Raw genomic sequence first — 17,210 nt, 5'->3', positions numbered from 1 at the left:
ACACTTGTTAAAGCTAGTTGTTTAAAAAAAACGGTTTTTTTATCGGACGGTACCTGGCTGGTTCAGCCCATAAGCGACCCACAAGGCGGCTCGACGAACCCCCTTTCCCCATCTCCAGCATGACCACATCCATTGAGACCCTTAATTGGCTCAAGCTTCACGGTCTAGGCAGGGCAATGCGAGAACTGAGAAGGCTATGAAGCCGATTCAATTTGTTGGTTACCCGTCGGTGCAGCGCTAATTTTATGTGCCAAGATATGATGTGGAGGCAAACACCTGCACTATTTCTGGCCGCATTGATCAACGGGACGTTCTCTATTGGAAACCCCTTATGCAAACGGATAGTAAGGGGCATAGTCAGCTACATTTTCCCCTGTCGGATGTAGTGCGAACGTTACGCATGGTCATACAAGGCTTACGGTCGATGGCCGCCCGGTGCTAGACGTTCAGTTAATTCGAGTACAATAAGGTCTTGATTAGTACCTCCTGAGACAGGTATGAGCTTACATCTGTACTTCATTACAAGACGTTTCTCCTTTCGGACCGATCTATGTCATGGTAGTGAAGTGAGAAACCGAATCGCGCATGAAAAAAGTACAATGTCTAGTAGGACCACTGTTTCTTAAAACCCCCGAATTATCGATACGCAAATCGCTCCTCGTCTCATCTGGGAGGGTTTTCCTGAGATAAGTGCTTTCGTTGACAAGTGAACAGGTCAATAAGGTTAATTAGCGTGTAGAGTCACTGGCCATGAACCTTTATACTGTCATAGCTCTAAAAACCAAAGCCTCTGCCCTGATACGTGAGAAAACGTATCAGGACAGAGGAACTCATCACCCAAAGCATGAATTTTTACTTGCCTTGTAGTCCTGCCAAAATTGCGGGATAACGTTCTCCTTGAAGATTGAGGGTGTCCAAAGCCTTGTTGATTGGAGCTAAATCATCATCGCATAAGGTCATAGTTGTACTACCAATATTTTCGGCTAAACGAGTTCCTTTTGTGGTTCCCGGAATCGGGGCAATCCAGGGTTTTTGCGCCAACAGCCAGGCCAAGGCAATCTGAGCGGGCGTAACCTTGTGTTCGCCTGCAATCTTGATGACAAGCTCAACAATGATTTGATTCGCTTCGCGGTTTTCTTTGCTAAAACGGGGCATGACATTACGCCAATCGGTCGGGTCAAATTCAGTGGCCGCCGTCATCTTGCCCGTTAAAAATCCTTTGCCCAGCGGGCTAAACGGAACGAAGCCAATGCCTAATTCTTCCAGCAGTGGAATGATCTCTTTTTCCGGTTCCCGCCAGAACATGGAGTACTCGCTTTGCAGGGCGGCCACGGGTTGTACCGCATGAGCCTTGCGGATACTGTGCACACCGGCTTCGCTCATGCCGAAGTGCTTTACTTTGCCTTGGGCAATTAACTCGCTTACCGTGCCGGCCACTTCTTCAACCGGCACATTCGGGTCCACCCGGTGTTGATAAAACAAGTCGATGTAATCGGTTTGCAGATACCGGAGCGAGTTTTCCGCCACTTGTCTAATGCGCTTCGGGTGACTATCCAACCCATCGGTATTCCTGCCATTGGCAAAGCCAAACTTAGTCGCAATGATGACGTTATCCCGAACATGATGCAGAGCTTTTCCTACCAACTGTTCATTGGCACCTTGTCCATACACTTCGGCGGTATCAAAGAAGGTAATACCCGATTCATACGCTTGTTGAATGAGGGCAATGGCCTCGTGTTCATTAGTGGCCGGACCATACCCGTGGCTTAAGCCCATGCAGCCCAAACCCAATTCGGACACAACCAATCCTGAGGTTCCTAGTTGTCGTGTTTTCATGTTTGATGTTTTCTGTTGCAAAATTGGGGGGAAGGAAGCCCCTTTTTTTATACAGATTACGGGTATTCTTACCACTATTACTGATGAGGAAAGCCGGCATGAAAAGGGCTTGCCGGAAGCCGTAAGTTTGTAGCGATAAACCAACGAGGGATGGAAGAGATTGTAAACATTCGCAGCATCGCGCAGTACAATACCCTTCGGGGTGTGCCAACCAAACATCCGCTGGTTACGGTGATCGACCTCTCTCAAGCGCGACCAATGCCTGCGGGGTCATTCAACTTTGGACTGTATGCGGTGGGGCTGAAAGAGCAGAATCATGGCCAGCTGCGTTACGGAAGAAGACACTATGACTACCAGGAAGGAAGTCTGATATTTATCGCACCCGGACAAGTGGTAGGCGTGCAAGCCGGCGTTGACCTATTTGCCCCCAAAGGCTGGGCCTTGCTCTTTCATGGTGACCTGCTAAACGGCACTCCGTTAGGCAAACACATGCAGGCTTATTCGTTCTTTTCGTACGCTGTTCATGAAGCGCTCCACCTGTCAGATAAAGAGCGTCGTATTGTGATCGATTGCCTGGCAAAAATTGAATATGAACTTGATCAAAACATAGACAAGCACACCAAAGGACTAATTGCGACCAACATCGAGCTGCTGCTCCAGTACTGCATCCGTTTTTACGACCGTCAGTTCATTACGCGGGACGATGCCAACCAGGGCATCCTGGAACGGTTTGAATCTTTGTTGGCTGGCTATTTTTCATCCGATAAACCGCAGACTGCAGGCTTGCCTTCGGTCGCTTACTGTGCCGAAGCCCTGCATTTATCCCCCAATTATTTCGGTGACCTGGTGAAGAAAGCAACCGGCCGGTCGGCTCAGGACTACATTCAATCTAAAGTGATTGATGTGGCAAAAGAAAAGATAGTTGATGACCGCAAATCCATTAGTCAGATTGCCTATGAACTGGGCTTCAAATACCCCTCTCATTTTACGCGCTTGTTTAAGCAGCAGGTAGGCTTCCCGCCCAACACGTACAGAATGCTCAATTGATAAAAGCTGTGCCTTTAAACGCCAGACTTAAAAGGCAGCAATATGTATACGTTATCGTTTTACTTGAGAGCGTTTTTGCGAGACAATGATTTTTCAATCTATCAAATAAAATTAGTGGCATAAATCGGGCAAGCGCTTAAATTAGGCTCTACAGTAAGCTAGGTGGTTTAGTTGTAGAGTACGTTTGATGAGCCACAGGTTTGATTTAACAAGGCGGTAGGGCCTGAGGTTAGTCAAGAGCAGATGTCACAAACTCACTCCCCACGTTGCCCATGGAAAACGAACCCATTAAAAAGAAGATACTGGCCGATTACACAACGCTCTTAGGGCTTAAACAGGATAATCCCGACTTAATCAAGGAAAAACTTAAACAGATTGAGGAGCGCATTCGCCAACTGAGTAATACTATTTCCGAGGAGAAGGATGTAGTTGGTGATGCGGCTCGTCTGGTCGACTCGGCCCTGACGACCGAGTACGTGACCTTTATCGAAGCCTTGACTGAGGAAGACCAAGAGGAGGCACTGGCTCAGGTAAAGCACAAAGTGTCTGAGGCTTGCCAGCTTCTCCAAATTCATGCTTAGCTACCCTTTCCTAGATTGATCTGGTCCGTAGTATATAGACTAAAATGGACCGATACTACCAACTAGATGTCTACTTGATAGAGCGTTTCATGACACAAAAAAAGCCCCATAGGTTGAACCAATGGAGCTTCGATGTCAGATAACAGATTCAAAACGTTAGTTGGCGGAGTTTATTGTGTAGTTTGCTAGAGAGATCGATTATTTAGCACTTCTTTTGCCAAAGCTATTTTGCGGTTACGAAAGGAGCATTTGCTGAGACACTATTTTCAGATAGCGTTCAACTCAATCAGTGGCCGACTCGTCTAATGAAATGACAACGAATGACTGAACAGTAAGTTAATATAACCATGAGAGTTACTAACCCAGGAAAGCTTTTCGCAATTCCGGGCTAGTCAGTTAAGCCAACCAACAGTTTTTTTGTCTGCTCCTCACTTGGTCTAGGCCCGTCAGTTGTGTGAATGCGGCTGTCTTTGTTAATGACTACATATTTAGGAATGGACCCTTTCGTCAGTAACTTGGCTAGCTTACTATCCGGGGCTAGTCGATAGTGCTGAGCCCGGGCTATCGGCAGCTTCAAGGTTTTCAAAGCTGCGAGCCATTTGGGACGATCACTGTCAATGGAAACATAAACAAATTTGACCGGCTTACCCTTGAACTGATTAGCCAAGCTAACCGAATTTGGCATTTCCTTTCGGCAAGGACCGCACCAGCTCGCCCACATGTCCAGATAAACTACGTTTGCTTTATTCGATGACAAGATCTGCTGCCACGTTATCTGTGCCCCACTGACCATGTCCAGCTTCTGATTGACAAACTCACTAGCCGTTACCACCTCGTTCCGCTCCCTTTCCTTGCTTTCAAGAGTAGCATCCAGGTTGTTTACATAACCCTGCTCCCTGATATCCTCACGATACTGATTGAGCAAACTGCTTTTTTTAATTGACGCACCCGTTTCTTTGAGATAGATTTTCACGATTGAGAAAAGAGCAAAATCGCGATGTTTTCCCGATAGTTGTTGGTTCGCTGTCTGATAGTCGCCTTCTTGACTGTCAACTTGCTGAGTCCGGAAAGACAAGTACTTCACGTAGTTATTTAAGCAGTATCGGTAAGTCAGCGAATTGCCGGTTAATAGGTCGTCATGCGTAAAGAAGGACTTATACCGGCTCAGTGTATCCAGGTACCAGGTGGGGAGATTCCTGGCTGTAAAGCCATTGGTATGGGGTTTAACAAAGGGCAGCAAGAGTGCCTGTAGGTAGGCACTCTGGATCTCAATGGTAGCCTGCTGATGAAATTTGGTTGACAGTTGGGCCGCTTCCCGTAAGCTATCCGCAATCGCCAGGCGTTTATCTCTGAGCCGTCTAAATTCATCCATCAAGACGTCAAATTTTAGCTTGGGTGTCCATTCAATCGACCAGAAGTCAGGTATGCCCATACTGACCTGTTGCTTCTCCAGAAAAGGATAGAAATTCGCTTCCTGACCTTTCCCTCCTCTAATACGCCCTTGAAGCGGTTCAATAGTTAAGGTATCCTTTGGCTTTATCAGCACGGGTAGTTGATCATTATTCCCCGAAAATCGAATCAATAGGGATTTCTTGAGGGGTAAAACAATGGTATGCTTGCTTGTTGTTTTGTCGCGGAGATCAAAGAAGACTTCGTGTTCATCTAAGAACTCGTCTTGATAGTACAGGAAATAAGGAATGGTGCCCTTATAGTGGATAACGGCCGAGGTGCTTGAACTTTGCGCTACCAGGCAATGTGTGGGTAAAGTGACTAGGCAGACTAACCATATCTGCGTGAAGAGGATAAAGCTTTTCATACATCGTTCGTTGAGAGTACAGGTAGACTATAAATGTAAAAATAAATTTATGTTATGCAGGCTAAAATATAACAAATGTTATCTTTTATGGAATAAAAACAAGCCTAGCCCTACCCCTGCCACGACCTAAGGCGAAATGATAAGTAGTCACAAGGAACAGGGTTTTCAAATATGGCCCGAATTAACGAGCAGACACATGAAGACTTCTTCGTCTGAGGCGGGAGGGTATTTTGAGATTATAAGGATTGTAGGCAATCTGACCAGTTTAGCCCTGATCGAGGTGAGTACTATGCCTGTCATGGGGTTACCAGGCTAATCAGAAAACATGCGTTGATCCGCCAACGTTTGAATGGAAAAAACAGCTGATGAAATCATGCCCGTCAGCAAGCGTTAGCTTCAGCAATCCGATACAAAACTTAAACGTCGGGATTCGTCTATCAACAGGATTGCTAACATTAAATAACGGAAAGACAGATTGCCTTTGGATACATATAAATCTGACCGGGCTGCCAGCGCTCGACTTTTTGCCTTTCGGCCCGAATAACCTGCCAATTCAACAAGTTGCAATAGAATTAGTCCCGGGGACCGCGTCCCGGAGAGCGCGGCCAATGGTTTGTGGCCTATTCAGAATGGTTTACACCACCGGCCCGCACCGATTAAGTTATTGTCTGGCAGGATACTCTTCACCAGGGAAGAGTCTGCCTGGTAGAGAGCAAATTTGATGGCGGACTCATTAATTTACGGCGACACCAGACAAAAGTGTTATCAACTAAGTAAAACTAACTACTAATATTTCCATTCGGAGGTGTTTAGTAAACTTTTGGCTTAATTTAATAAGTTTTTAAACGTAAAAATGGATAGATCAGGCGTCTGTATGGTTACAATAGAGTATAATTAACCCTTGTTTTAGTAGTAATTTAACTTAGTCAGTTTTTATGCCAACTTTACTTGCTACCGGTGATCAGGTGATCGTTATTTCGAAGGAGTATCAGCTCGCAAAGCTGGATATTGTTGATGTCGATTTGCGCCGGGACAACGAGGAGATTTTATCCGCCACCTACTGGTTGAGCGATGGTAAAGCGTATCAACGAACTGATTTGTTCACCGATTTAAAAGAAGCTAAGCAACATTACCAGCAGCATTTCTATAGTCTTATGACCAATTTTGATTGAAACAACGGTGAGGAATTGATCATTTTTTGGTTGCCCCTAGGTCAGTTTACCTGCAAGCCATAGTCTACATGAAGCCGCTGTTTTTAAGTGGCAGTGATTCAGTATGTTTAGAAAGCTACCTTATAGAATTGGTTGTTTGACAAAGAATACTTTATTCGATCATATACAGTCGCTGGCTTTATGTATTTCTATTTAATTGACAACTAAATATGTAGTTCAAAGCCTGCTTATTGTGTAAGCAGGCTTTTTTACCTGATGAATTCAACTTATTTTGCCCTACAATTCTTATCAATTTTCTGTATCGAAAAACGCCCGAACCAATAAGTATAAACACGTTGCTCCATTGGTCCTAAATGGGAGCCTTTCATGATACGGTAATTTTGATACCTGCCGGTCAGACGCTTCGACAGACTAGCCATCAGTCGCATACAGTGTCGAACGAAAGCATCGCTCCGGCGACCCGGTGGGACTCACGCACCCGAAACAAGCGGTTAGCGGGTCGAACGAATTGTTTCTTAAAATCTATTTTCGTGCCCAACGCAGTAATTGGCTTACTGATTAATCATTTATTTTTAAGTTGAATAGCCACAGTTAAGACACGACCACTCAATCCAATTAAATGTAATGAGAATTGCGTTTTTAATAACTACTTATAAATCTCCTTCTCAAGTAGAAAGATTAATAAGGTCATTATACCATGTTAATTTTGATTTTTATATTCATATTGATGGTAACGTAGATGAAAATGATTTTACATTCCTGGAAAAGATAGACCGGGTTTCATTAATTAAAAATAGGTGTAAAGTGACATGGGGGGGGTACAGCTTTACCAAAGCGATCATTAACTCATTGGTTGAAATAATTAATACCGGTAAAGAGTACAGGTGTATAAACTTAATTAGTTCGCAAGATTATCCGATCAAACCCGTAAACTATATTCATGATTACTTGATCCAACAAGCTGGGCTTTCGTTCATTTCGTACTCACTACCTGATGCTTACATATGGTGGAGACAGGCTAAATATAGGATCACAACGTTTAATTTTAACGATTATCGATACAAAGGCAAGTATATAATTCAGAGACTGCTCAATTCAGTTATTACAGAAAGAGAATTTCCATTACAACTTCCTTTATATGGCAGTAGTTGTGCTACCTGGTGGACAATGGATATTGAATGCGCTAAATATGTAGTAGACTTCATTAACAGTAATAAGCAACTTAACAAGTTCATGCGATTCACCTGGGGCGCAGACGAATTTTTGATACCTACTATTGTCATGGGATCTCCTTTTAAAGATCAAGTAGTGAACAATAACTTAAGGTATATTGACTGGTCAAGAGGTGGCGATAGACCGAAAACGTTAGGTATTGAAGACTTAAATGCTTTAGCTCAATCCGAGAAACTTTTTGCCAGGAAATTTGACCCGGTTGTCGATGCCACTATTTTAAATGAAATTGATCAAATCATCACCTCAAATTATTAACAAACGATTTAGTTGTGGCCTAATTGGGGTGAATAGGGCATCTTTATGGCTGGTATTAGAGATGGTGCGCCGTAGCGGATGTTACCGGCAAACATGGTGGCCAAACTCAACACCTCAAACGCTACCGATGCTTTGACGGTGGCCGAAGTGCTCCGGCGGCTCTATACCCACACGTCCCGCGACCCCTTAGTCAAGGAGCAGATCACCGCACCGGCGTACCGTTCAAAAAGTGCTTAATGAAACAGGCATACGTCCTACCGACCGTATTTTAGATGTCAATCGAAACACCGTCAGCGCTCAGTCATATGCAACTGATGGCATTGGACAGATAGTAAAGTTAAGCGGCCTCTTAAATTGCCCTTTTTGAACAGCTGATGCCAGCCTGTTTCTTCGTCCCACGCGGGAGCGTTTTATGGGACAGTAATTTTTTAGTAACTGTCCAACGCCATCACTCGCATACGGCCAGTAATTTTCAATATTCGTCCCATATGATCCATCGCCTACAATGTCAACGGCCAGTTAGTTAAATTGTCAATAAGGCGGTATAGCTGTCTTTTAGTTGGTCTAACAGGCGCATCTCGTTGCGAATCTGCCGGTATATGATCACACAGAGGACAAGTAAAAAGAGACTGCCCGAAATGATAATATACCAGTAGAAGCCTTGACTAACCCCCGCTTTAACGTAAGGCAAAAGCATGATGAAGCCCCCAACATAACTCCCCAAACTTAATGGGGTTAGCACGAACTGAATCTGTTGCCTTAAGCGATGGAAAGACTGGGTGCTGGCCAGACAGGCACGAAGATCAATGCCTGGATTAATAGCAGCCAATCGGCGGTAACTATAATATTCTACACCAATGCGCAGCACTAGGGCAACGATCATCAGCAGACCACCCATCATAACCCTCGGATTGGTGGTCGTACCGTAAACCCAGAAGTAGCCTGCCACAACAAGGACGGTTATTGAAAGGGTAATAGTGGTTCCATAGTGAAAGGCAAGTAGCTGCTGGTTGTTCGTTTCGGCTCGGGCAATTATCGCACGAGCCGCCTGGGGCTGATCAGGGTCCGGCTGCTGGTTCCAAAGCGCCTGTATGTGCTCAAAGTTGGTCATGACTGTATCAAAGTAGCTAGTCGTTTTTTGATTCGGTGAATTTTTACGCGTAATAAACTTTCTGAAATCCCAACAATACGCGAAATGTCTTCGTAGGGAAGTCCATCCAGTACGAGCAGGATTATTAAGCGAGCGGTCTCCTCGAGTTGGTAAATGCCGCGATACAGTTGCTGAAGTCGCTCCTCGATCACTAACCCCTCGTTTTCATCAGCCCTCTCGGGGAGAACGTCCGTCTGAATTTCCCTGTTAGCCGCCGTCTTTCGAAGCTCAAGCAGACAGGTGTTAACCGCTATCCTGTAGATCCATGTACTGACAGAAGCGTCTTCCCTAAACTGGCTTCGATGTTGCCATACTTTAATGAACACCTCTTGTGCCAGGTCGGTAGCGATGGCCTGATCCCCCTTTACGTAGCCCCTACAGAGACGTAAAACCTTCGCAAAATGGGACCTGTAGATCTGAGTGAATTCTTCCTCTTGTAGCGGCATCAATTACTGAAGATTCTCCTTAATCCTGGCAATAAACCACGCTGGCTGGTCATACATAATAAAATGAGCCGACTGGTCAGCATAGTAAATACGCTTCTCCTTTAATTTGGCCAGTTGCTGATTCCAGGTTGCTTCAATCTGTTGCCGATTGGGATGGGTAGCCGCCAAAATGACCACGGGCACTGTCGTGTTGGCCAGGTCTTCCCGCAGGTCTAACTTTAATAAATCAACGTATCCATACACGTAGGTTTTCCGATCTGCTTTCACCATCCAGTCAACGAGTTGATCATGTTTCGTTTGATTCAAACTCATCCCCGCAGCCATCTGTCGGGCCATCTGCTGAAAGTGGACACTATCCATAGCCAGCTGTTGCTTACTGAAGGGATTGTCGTATACCATCTGGCTTGCCTTAAAGTTAGGCATAAATAAGGCACCCGTGCAGGGTAACGCATCGACCGCAATGAGCTTCTTGAACAAATCTGGTTGGGTAGTCACCAACCACATCCCTAATGTTCCTCCCAAGCTGTGGCCAATGATGGTCACCTGATGCAGGTTTTTGTTTTTGATATACTCGATGAGTTGGGTCTTGATAGTGGGTAGCCAGGGCAGATCAATGGGTGGAACACCCCCAAAGCCTGCGAAAGTGAAGGCATGGCATTCATGATTAGCCGAGATAGCCGCAACGGTTTCTTGCCACACCTCGGCCGTGCAAGTGAATCCAGGCAAAAGGAGTACAGGTTCTCCGTGACCGGTAACCTTGACCGTAAAGGCTGTTTGTTGGGCCGGTAGGCGGAGTGAGAGGAGCAGCAGGGGTATAAGCCAGACGAGCTTAGTAATTTTCATAGTAGCGATTGTTTTTTCCTTTGGATTCATCGTCGGCCGCTTTGTTACACCGCCGAACCCGAAATCATCAAAAAAACCACGGGTAAGATCTGGCGTATGCAACGGATGGCGTTGGTCAGAGATTAAAACAAGCCGGTTCATTAAACGCCCTATTTTATGAACAGATACCTTTTTCTCGTCTTGTGCAGAAGCGTATTAAGAGACAGGTGCATAAACAGCTCAACATTATTTTCATAGACCCCATTATATGCCCGGCCCGTGCCGAGTGATAACAAGTTGGTCGACCTTTGCCCAACGCGTCAACATTGGCTATAAGGAGCATTATCGTTCAGGCCATCGTAACCAATCTGCCTGAAATAGGGTTTACCGCCAACTCAATGTAACCCTTCTTTCTAGTGTTGCTTGATCCAGTCGGGGGTGGGCAAAAGGGCGGTTTTTGATCTGGACGATCTATCGCTGTATAACGAATATGTGGACAGATGCCGAGTTTCGGCGCAGTACGAAAACTTCTGGGCTGCGGGCGGACTAGGGGTCAAATGGCTAATTCAGAAAGGGGCATTCGGTACGAAACCGACCATTAGCTAACGGTAAACAGCTTGGTTAAGCACAGGTCACAGCTAACAAGTAATCCATTTTCGAGTTAACTTTTAGTCTAACCAATGTCAACTTATTAAGAATCTATCGATAACCATTCTCGTTACCGGGACGGTATTGGGCCTGCTTTTATTTTTTACTGTCAACCAAGCCGATGAAAACCTGAGAAAATCGCTCAACGCTGGGTAGTTTTCGGCAAGTGAGACAATTCGTCACTTCGCTAAAGCGAAGTGAAACGTAACATCAATAGAGTGATTTGTGAGATCTCATTCTTGAATTCAAAGTTTTTGTAGATTGGCTAACCGGTTGCTGATTATATAACAGAAGAGCTTGATAAGCTCATGATCAAAAACCCGCCACCTTCTGTTTCGTGGTCGAGTACGTACTTATGAAACCTGTTTCCCCCTTCATTTATAGAACAGCAAAGGCACTCTCCCTTATAGGGCATCCCCTGCTTACAACTACCTTATTTGCCCTCTATGTAACGTTCCAACAGTTGCCCATCATGAATGCCGTGATTATATCCGCAGGGCTACTGGGTGGGGTGGTCTTACCCATCTCATGGTACAATTACCGAAAAGTTAAGCGGGGTCAATACACTAATTTTGATGTGTCCGATCAAAGACAACGCGCTCAATTCTATCCAGTCTTGATTGGGGCCATCTCCCTGTTGGCAGGCCTTTTGTTTGCTACGCATCAACCCCGCCCTTTTTGCTATGGAACCGCCTGCGTTTTGCTGTTGGTGATTATTTCCTATGAGGTAAACCGGTATATTAAAGCGTCTTTACATACATCGCTCTCCTTTTTTCTGACTTGGGCAATCTATGGTATTAACCAACCTTTGGGCTTACTGATGGGTGTTTTCGCCATCTTAATTGGCCTCTCCAGGCTGGTGTTAGGGCGGCATACTTTATTGGAGATCTTAATTGGGGCATTGATTGGCTTGATAGCCGGGACTGGCTTGTACAGAGTTGCCGTATTGTCATAAACGTACGTAGCCAACATCACTTACAAGACTGACTGAAGGAGCCACCTTGTAAAAAATCAGCCTTTAATGAGATTAAGCTTTTTGGCCAGCAAGTGCTTCAAAAATATTAACAATAGCTCCCCAGCCAAACGACACAGGAACACCGACGTTTGCTGGGTGCTATACAGGAAGGTAAATGCTAAAGGTGGCTCCCTGACCGGGTTGGCTGCGGGCCGTAATGGCGCCCCCATGGTTGGTGACGACTTTCTCACAGATGGCCAGCCCGATCCCCGTTCCCCCATAGGCCCCCTTCCCGTGTAAGCGCTGGAACACCTGAAAGATGCGGTCGAGGTACTTCTCCTCGAAACCAATGCCGTTGTCGGCTACATCGATCCGGTGATAAGCGATGCTGCTCCGGCCCACTCGGATGCCTTCGGGCAGGTGATCACTCGATACCCAGCCCGCCTGAACGGCAATCCGGGGTACGACCCCAGGCTGACGAAACTTCAGCGCATTGGCCAGTAGGTTCTGAAAAAGTTGTTCCAGTTGCGAGCCATCCCCCGGTACGGTGGGTAAGGGATCGACCCACACCTGAGCCCCCGTTTCCTGCAGCGTCAGCTCCAGGGTAGACAGGACCTGCCCGACCACCTCCCCCAGGGAAATCAACCGGTTGGGTTCCCGCCGGGTGGAAAGGCGTGAGAAGTCCAACAGGTCTTTAATGAGCGTGGACATGCGCTCAGCCGCCGATTGCATCCGTTCGACAAAGACCCGCTCGTTGCCCGCCGAGTCGGCGTAGTGGGTGGTCAACAGATCCCCGAACTGGCGAATCTTGCGCAGGGGCTCCTGTAAGTCGTGCGAAGCGACGTAGGCAAACTGCTGGAGATTTTCGTTGGAGCGCTTGAGCAACAAGTTGGCTTCTTTCAGCTCCTCATTGATGCCCGCATACTCCTGGTTGCTGGCGGCCAGTTCTTCATTGGCGCTGGCCAGCTCCTGGGTGCGTTGGTCGACCAGCTGCTCCAGGTCAGCCGCCAGTCTTCGATAGCGATCCTCACTGTCGGCCAGCGCCCGCTGAGCCAGCAACTGCTGGGTGATTTCCAAACTGAAATCAACGATACTCACCGTGCCATCGGGCTCCTCGACCGGCTCAAAGCTGGCATAGAAGTAAGCGGTCTCGTCCTGGTCGTTACGCCGTAGGGTGATGGGAATTTGCGGCGCTTCAAAGCGTTTTCGCGTCTGGCGAACCCGATCAAAGATCTCCTTGAGTCCTTGTTGAGCCAATTCGGGCAGCGCTTCCAGCAGGGGCTTCCCCTGAATCTGGTCAACGGTTCGTCCCGCCATCTGAGCAATGCGGTCATTGGCCCACTCGAACACATGGTCTTCCCCCCGCAGCAGCCCCAGACCAATCGGGGCATGATTGAATAGCGTCTCCAGACGAGCCTGACTGGTCTTCAAGGCTTCGTTTTCGAGTTGATACCGTGCTTCCCGTTCCTGTAAGATGCGCGTTTTCTGGCGTAACTCGAGGAGCCGCATCACTTGCCGGGAAAGCATTTGCAGGCTGGCTAGCTGATCGTCGGTTAGTTGGCGGGTTTGTTCATCCAGCACGCAGAGTGACCCCAGGGCAAACCCCTGGGCATCGACGAGGGGCACCCCCGCGTAAAACACGATATGGGGATCACCCTTCACAAGGGGGTTATCGGTAAAGCGTTGATCCGTCCGGGCATCGGCTATGATCAGGGGCTGCCGGGGGGTACGAATAGCGTGCGCGCAAAAGGAGTGCTCCCGCGGGGTTTGGCGGAGGGGAAGGCCTCGGTTAGCCTTGAACCACTGGCGCGCTTCATCCACCAGGCTAATGAGGGCGATGGGCGTCTGGCAGATTTGGGCCGCCAGTTGGGTGATGTCGTCATAATCAGCTTCGGGCAACGAGTCCAGGATGTCGTAGCTGGCCAGGGCAAGCAGTCGGTTGGTCTCCTCGGGGGCTAAAGGAGGTTCAGGCATCGATTCGGGGGTCATTAAACATACCCTATAAGGACTCAAAAGCGGGCAAATTGTTTCCCCCTTTCAGCGGGGCCGGCAGGGCATTCACTAGCTTACCCGGGTCGCTAAGGGGTGATTGTCAGCATCAGCGGCGGACGAACGGTGTTCTGGTTTGAGGCGCTTTATTTTGAGAATCTGTTTGAATGATGAAAGGCAGGTATCCCCATCCTTAACCGACCCACCGCAGGCCTTATCCCCCACGCTACGCCCCGTTCAGGCTGGGCAGGTAGAGGGTAAAGGTAGCCCCTGCCCCCGGTTGACTCCGGGCCGTAATAGCCCCCCCCGTGATTGGTAACTACTTTCTGGACGACCGCCAGACCAATGCCCGTGCCGGCGAACTCATTCTTGCCATGAAGCCGCTGAAACACCTGAAAGATGCGGTCCGCATATTTGTCCTCAAAGCCAATCCCATTATCGATCACCTCAATGCGGTGATAAACGGGGGCCGGGCGAGGGCCTGCCAGCGAACTAGGGAGCTCATGGCGGGGGGCCTGACTCGCCCGGATATGGATCCGGGGGTGTATCCGCTGATCGCCGCTCAACCGGTGACTAAACTTGATGGCATTGGCCAGCAGGTTCTGAAACAGCTGGCAGAGCTGGGACGGATCCCCCGCTACGGTGGGCAAGGGGTCAACGGCAATCTGAGCCCCACTCTCGTCGATGACCACCGAGAGATCCTCCACCACCTGGTCGATCACCTGGTTGAGGGCGACGGGGCGGGCGACGACCTGACTGGTCGCAATCCGGGAGAAGGCCAGCAGGTCCTTGATCAACAGCGACATGCGCCTGGCCGCACTTTGCATGCGCTCCAGGTAAAGAAACGCCTCCCCCCCCCTGTCGGTAAACCGGTTTGTGAGCAGATCGCCGAACTGTTGAATCTTCCGGAGCGGTTCCTGTAAGTCGTGGGAGGCAATGTAGGCAAACTGCTCGTGATTCTGATTCGAGCGAATCAAATCCGAGTTAGCCCTTTCCAGCGCCTGGTTACTGCTAACCAGCTCCTGATTCGTGGTGGTTAGTTTTTCATTGGTGGCGGCCAGTTGCTGGGTGCGCAGCTGCACCTGCTCTTCGAGTTGTTGGTGAATCCGGACCTGCTGAGTCACCTCCTGGGCGACCCCGGCAAAGCGGATCAACTCGCCGGACTCGGCGAAGGTGGCCTGTCCATACGAGCGTACCCAGCGCAGACCACTATTCCCGGCAAGATAGACGCGGTAGGTCACGTCGTAGCGGCCATCGGAGTCCAGCGCGGCCAGGCGCTGCAGTTCTTCCCCCAGTCGGATGACATCCTGGGGATAAACCCGTTCGATAAACTGCTGGTAAGCAATTTGGCTACCCTGGGTGAAGCCATAGAGGGCCCGGCACCGCTCATCCCAGTTGACGACGCCCTTAACCAGGTCAAATTCCCACAGGCCCAAGCCCGCCGCTTCGAGGGCTAACTCAACGTTGAGGCGTTTCGATAGATTAGGCGCCAATTCAAAGGGTTGTTGATCACCAGGCATGTCGGTGGGGGCAGGAGAATTTTAGGGGTTTGCTGATAAACCGTACTTCAGGAGTGAGTGTTTGAATCCGTTTAAACAATGGCCTGAACAGAGGGCTGATCAGCTGTCCGGGCATCGAGGGGCCAGTTTACCTGTAGGGGCTGAAGTGAGCCGCGCGGAGCCGATTTAATTGACCAATGGGTTATTGAACCAGCGTTAAGGGGGATTATCCGGTTGCCGGGGATGTTTGGTAGCTTGACTACCCGGGGTGGGTGATGATTAAACAAACAAGCCCCTTACTGATTAATTATACGACGCCAAGGGCCGGGCGGGCGGGTGATAACAGGCAGTAGGTCATTTCGTATTCGTTGGGCCGTCGCTGATCCAGTCTATCCGGCGGCGTCAACGGCTCGCTTACCCTCAGGTTGAGTGGATGAATTCCGGCTCAATTAAAACCGGTATGCCGATCACCCGGCGGCTGATTTTTCTCCTGCCCTTCGCTAAACACCCCTACGCCGGACCACTTAATTCGACAGTAGTCGCTGATTCGTTTCGATCCAGTCGTGACAAATCGCCTCAACCATCACTTTGGTAGCCGGCAGATTCAGTGGCTTACTGAGGAATGAATGAGCCCCCGCTTCAAAACATTCGTTGATCTCAAGGGGAGACGCCTCACTACTGATCATTACCACCGGAATTTTCGTATAGGCGGGTTGGCTTTTCAAGGCCAGCAAGGTTTGATAGCCATCCAGGTCCGGCATGTACCGATCCAGCAAAATCAAGTTTGGTTGATACCCTATCCGAGCTAACTCCTCTAAAAGGGCTTTCCCCCCGGCAAAAAAGCGGACGGGGGCAGTGGGGCAGTGTTGACCAAAGAGCTGCTGGAGGATGAAGCGGTAATCCGCCTGATCGTCTACCACGAAAATTAGAGGGGTAGAAGCCATGGAAATATAAGTTAATTTTCCATTAAACCGGGAAGAAACACTTTGTTCAAAAGAAGGGCTTTGAAAGTGATTAAAGGGTTCTTGACAGGCAATAAGTTGGGATCAGACCGCTGGCTGATCGCTGGCGGTCCTTCATGTTTGGTTAGCTCTTAATAATTGTCCAACTTAGTTAGTAGCATACGCCCTTAGCAAACTATGGGAAGAGAATCAGGTGATTCATCAGCCTTTAAGGCCTGCCAGAACAGCCAATCACCCGCCGATAAATAGTACTTCAAGTATTGCTCCTGACTTAGACACATGGCCATCGGCGTTTGGCCTTGCCGATGGAGTTTAATCAGCTGAATAATGCGTCCGATCCGCTCATAATCTTTAGTCGAATAGGTGGACATTGAGTACGTGTTAAGGCAATCAAATATATGATATAAAGACACTATTTGCATATATTTAATGTTTTCTTTGTCAGTAAGCGACTAGTACAGTGCTGCTTATGATTCCATGGGTATTGGAATAATAGATTAACAGATATGCCTACATTAGTTACTTTTAGCTCAATAATTACGCTGCCTAGTAGTTGAGCGACTTATATTGCACCTGCTTATTACGGACTATCCGTTGGATAGACCCTTAATGGTGTGGATAGAAGCGGAAAGGCCAACCCTAAATGGGGCTGGCCTTTTTTTTCACAAAAAGAAAACAGCCGCTACCCATTAGATAGCGATTGAGTATTAGTTTCATCTACAAATGTTTACGCCTTCTCTCTATAAGTGGGAACTACTTCAACAAGACGAAATTTTTTACTGTAATTACCTTGTCACTC

15 protein-coding genes are annotated in these 17,210 nt (G+C 48.0%); 6 read left to right on the top strand and 9 right to left on the bottom strand.

Annotated elements, in window-relative coordinates; all coding sequences use genetic code 11:
- Nucleotides 1-852: 852 nt before the first annotated feature.
- Nucleotides 853-1,836 (bottom strand): aldo/keto reductase, encoded by a 984-nt coding sequence (locus ACYVK4_RS26805; RefSeq protein ID WP_461130651.1) that lies wholly within the window; start codon nt 1,834-1,836, stop codon nt 853-855.
- Between the two features lie 150 nt (nt 1,837-1,986).
- Between ACYVK4_RS26805 and ACYVK4_RS26800 the strand changes: the two genes are divergently transcribed.
- Together ACYVK4_RS26800 and ACYVK4_RS26795 are read left to right on the top strand one after the other, a co-directional pair.
- Nucleotides 1,987-2,883, top strand: coding sequence for a helix-turn-helix domain-containing protein (locus ACYVK4_RS26800; RefSeq protein WP_461130650.1), 897 nt, complete (start codon nt 1,987-1,989; stop codon nt 2,881-2,883).
- Between the two features lie 272 nt (nt 2,884-3,155).
- Nucleotides 3,156-3,464 (top strand): hypothetical protein, encoded by a 309-nt coding sequence (locus tag ACYVK4_RS26795; RefSeq protein ID WP_461130649.1) that lies wholly within the window; start codon nt 3,156-3,158, stop codon nt 3,462-3,464.
- Nucleotides 3,465-3,852: 388 nt separating this feature from the next.
- Here ACYVK4_RS26795 and ACYVK4_RS26790 read toward each other — a convergent pair whose 3' ends face one another.
- Complete coding sequence (locus tag ACYVK4_RS26790; protein ID WP_461130648.1) at nt 3,853-5,280, bottom strand: TlpA family protein disulfide reductase; 1,428 nt, start codon at nt 5,278-5,280, stop codon at nt 3,853-3,855.
- A gap of 935 nt (nt 5,281-6,215) precedes the next feature.
- Here ACYVK4_RS26790 and ACYVK4_RS26785 point away from each other — a divergent pair.
- From ACYVK4_RS26785 to ACYVK4_RS26775, 3 genes are all read left to right on the top strand, one after another.
- Complete coding sequence (locus ACYVK4_RS26785; protein WP_461130647.1) at nt 6,216-6,452, top strand: hypothetical protein; 237 nt, start codon at nt 6,216-6,218, stop codon at nt 6,450-6,452.
- 624 nt (nt 6,453-7,076) lie between these two features.
- A complete protein-coding gene (locus ACYVK4_RS26780) occupies nt 7,077-7,940 on the top strand; it encodes a beta-1,6-N-acetylglucosaminyltransferase (RefSeq protein ID WP_461130646.1) in 864 nt (287 codons plus the stop codon).
- Nucleotides 7,941-8,018: 78 nt separating this feature from the next.
- Nucleotides 8,019-8,177 (top strand): hypothetical protein, encoded by a 159-nt coding sequence (locus ACYVK4_RS26775; RefSeq protein ID WP_461130645.1) that lies wholly within the window; start codon nt 8,019-8,021, stop codon nt 8,175-8,177.
- 286 nt (nt 8,178-8,463) lie between these two features.
- Here ACYVK4_RS26775 and ACYVK4_RS26770 read toward each other — a convergent pair whose 3' ends face one another.
- From ACYVK4_RS26770 to ACYVK4_RS26760, 3 genes are read right to left on the bottom strand one after another with little or no spacing between them, the layout of a single operon-like run.
- Nucleotides 8,464-9,051: a hypothetical protein gene (locus tag ACYVK4_RS26770; protein WP_461130644.1), complete on the bottom strand. Its 588-nt coding sequence runs from the start codon at nt 9,049-9,051 to the stop codon at nt 8,464-8,466.
- Nucleotides 9,048-9,536, bottom strand: a complete 489-nt coding sequence (locus tag ACYVK4_RS26765; protein WP_461130643.1) for an RNA polymerase sigma factor — start codon at nt 9,534-9,536, stop codon at nt 9,048-9,050. The genes ACYVK4_RS26770 and ACYVK4_RS26765 overlap by 4 nt, the downstream gene beginning before the upstream one ends.
- Nucleotides 9,537-9,539: 3 nt before the next feature.
- Entirely contained in the window at nt 9,540-10,379 is an 840-nt protein-coding gene (locus ACYVK4_RS26760; protein ID WP_461130642.1) for an alpha/beta fold hydrolase, read from the bottom strand.
- A gap of 982 nt (nt 10,380-11,361) precedes the next feature.
- Between ACYVK4_RS26760 and ACYVK4_RS26755 the strand changes: the two genes are divergently transcribed.
- The gene (locus ACYVK4_RS26755) at nt 11,362-11,961 is read left to right on the top strand and encodes a phosphatase PAP2 family protein (protein ID WP_461130641.1); all 600 of its coding nucleotides are present in this window, start codon (nt 11,362-11,364) and stop codon (nt 11,959-11,961) included.
- A 159-nt stretch (nt 11,962-12,120) separates the two neighbouring features.
- Here the strand turns inward: ACYVK4_RS26755 and ACYVK4_RS26750 are convergent, their stop codons facing one another.
- The 4 genes from ACYVK4_RS26750 to ACYVK4_RS26735 all read right to left on the bottom strand — a co-directional run bounded on the left by ACYVK4_RS26750 (nt 12,121) and on the right by ACYVK4_RS26735 (nt 16,782).
- Nucleotides 12,121-13,935 carry a GAF domain-containing sensor histidine kinase gene (locus tag ACYVK4_RS26750; RefSeq protein ID WP_461130640.1) on the bottom strand — a complete coding sequence of 605 codons (1,815 nt, stop codon included), beginning with the start codon at nt 13,933-13,935 and terminating at the stop codon, nt 12,121-12,123.
- A gap of 161 nt (nt 13,936-14,096) precedes the next feature.
- Nucleotides 14,097-15,470, bottom strand: coding sequence for a sensor histidine kinase (locus tag ACYVK4_RS26745; protein ID WP_461130639.1), 1,374 nt, complete (start codon nt 15,468-15,470; stop codon nt 14,097-14,099).
- A gap of 503 nt (nt 15,471-15,973) precedes the next feature.
- Nucleotides 15,974-16,393, bottom strand: coding sequence for a response regulator (locus tag ACYVK4_RS26740; RefSeq protein WP_461130638.1), 420 nt, complete (start codon nt 16,391-16,393; stop codon nt 15,974-15,976).
- 185 nt (nt 16,394-16,578) lie between these two features.
- Entirely contained in the window at nt 16,579-16,782 is a 204-nt protein-coding gene (locus ACYVK4_RS26735) for a hypothetical protein (RefSeq protein WP_461130637.1), read from the bottom strand.
- Nucleotides 16,783-17,210: the final 428 nt, after the last annotated feature.

This window comes from Spirosoma aerophilum, from assembly GCF_054782495.1.
This window is presented reverse-complemented; position numbering and strand designations above follow the sequence as displayed.

Coding starts and splice junctions, on each gene's coding strand:
- ACYVK4_RS26785 (WP_461130647.1), top strand. CDS start 6,216: ATGCCAACTTTACTTGCTACCGGTGATCAGGTGATCGTTATTTCGAAG.
- ACYVK4_RS26740 (WP_461130638.1), bottom strand. CDS start 16,393: ATGGCTTCTACCCCTCTAATTTTCGTGGTAGACGATCAGGCGGATTAC.
- ACYVK4_RS26775 (WP_461130645.1), top strand. CDS start 8,019: ATGTTACCGGCAAACATGGTGGCCAAACTCAACACCTCAAACGCTACC.
- ACYVK4_RS26780 (WP_461130646.1), top strand. CDS start 7,077: ATGAGAATTGCGTTTTTAATAACTACTTATAAATCTCCTTCTCAAGTA.
- ACYVK4_RS26750 (WP_461130640.1), bottom strand. CDS start 13,935: ATGCCTGAACCTCCTTTAGCCCCCGAGGAGACCAACCGACTGCTTGCC.
- ACYVK4_RS26760 (WP_461130642.1), bottom strand. CDS start 10,379: ATGAAAATTACTAAGCTCGTCTGGCTTATACCCCTGCTGCTCCTCTCA.
- ACYVK4_RS26800 (WP_461130650.1), top strand. CDS start 1,987: ATGGAAGAGATTGTAAACATTCGCAGCATCGCGCAGTACAATACCCTT.
- ACYVK4_RS26790 (WP_461130648.1), bottom strand. CDS start 5,280: ATGAAAAGCTTTATCCTCTTCACGCAGATATGGTTAGTCTGCCTAGTC.
- ACYVK4_RS26765 (WP_461130643.1), bottom strand. CDS start 9,536: ATGCCGCTACAAGAGGAAGAATTCACTCAGATCTACAGGTCCCATTTT.
- ACYVK4_RS26805 (WP_461130651.1), bottom strand. CDS start 1,836: ATGAAAACACGACAACTAGGAACCTCAGGATTGGTTGTGTCCGAATTG.
- ACYVK4_RS26745 (WP_461130639.1), bottom strand. CDS start 15,470: ATGCCTGGTGATCAACAACCCTTTGAATTGGCGCCTAATCTATCGAAA.
- ACYVK4_RS26735 (WP_461130637.1), bottom strand. CDS start 16,782: ATGTCCACCTATTCGACTAAAGATTATGAGCGGATCGGACGCATTATT.
- ACYVK4_RS26755 (WP_461130641.1), top strand. CDS start 11,362: ATGAAACCTGTTTCCCCCTTCATTTATAGAACAGCAAAGGCACTCTCC.
- ACYVK4_RS26795 (WP_461130649.1), top strand. CDS start 3,156: ATGGAAAACGAACCCATTAAAAAGAAGATACTGGCCGATTACACAACG.
- ACYVK4_RS26770 (WP_461130644.1), bottom strand. CDS start 9,051: ATGACCAACTTTGAGCACATACAGGCGCTTTGGAACCAGCAGCCGGAC.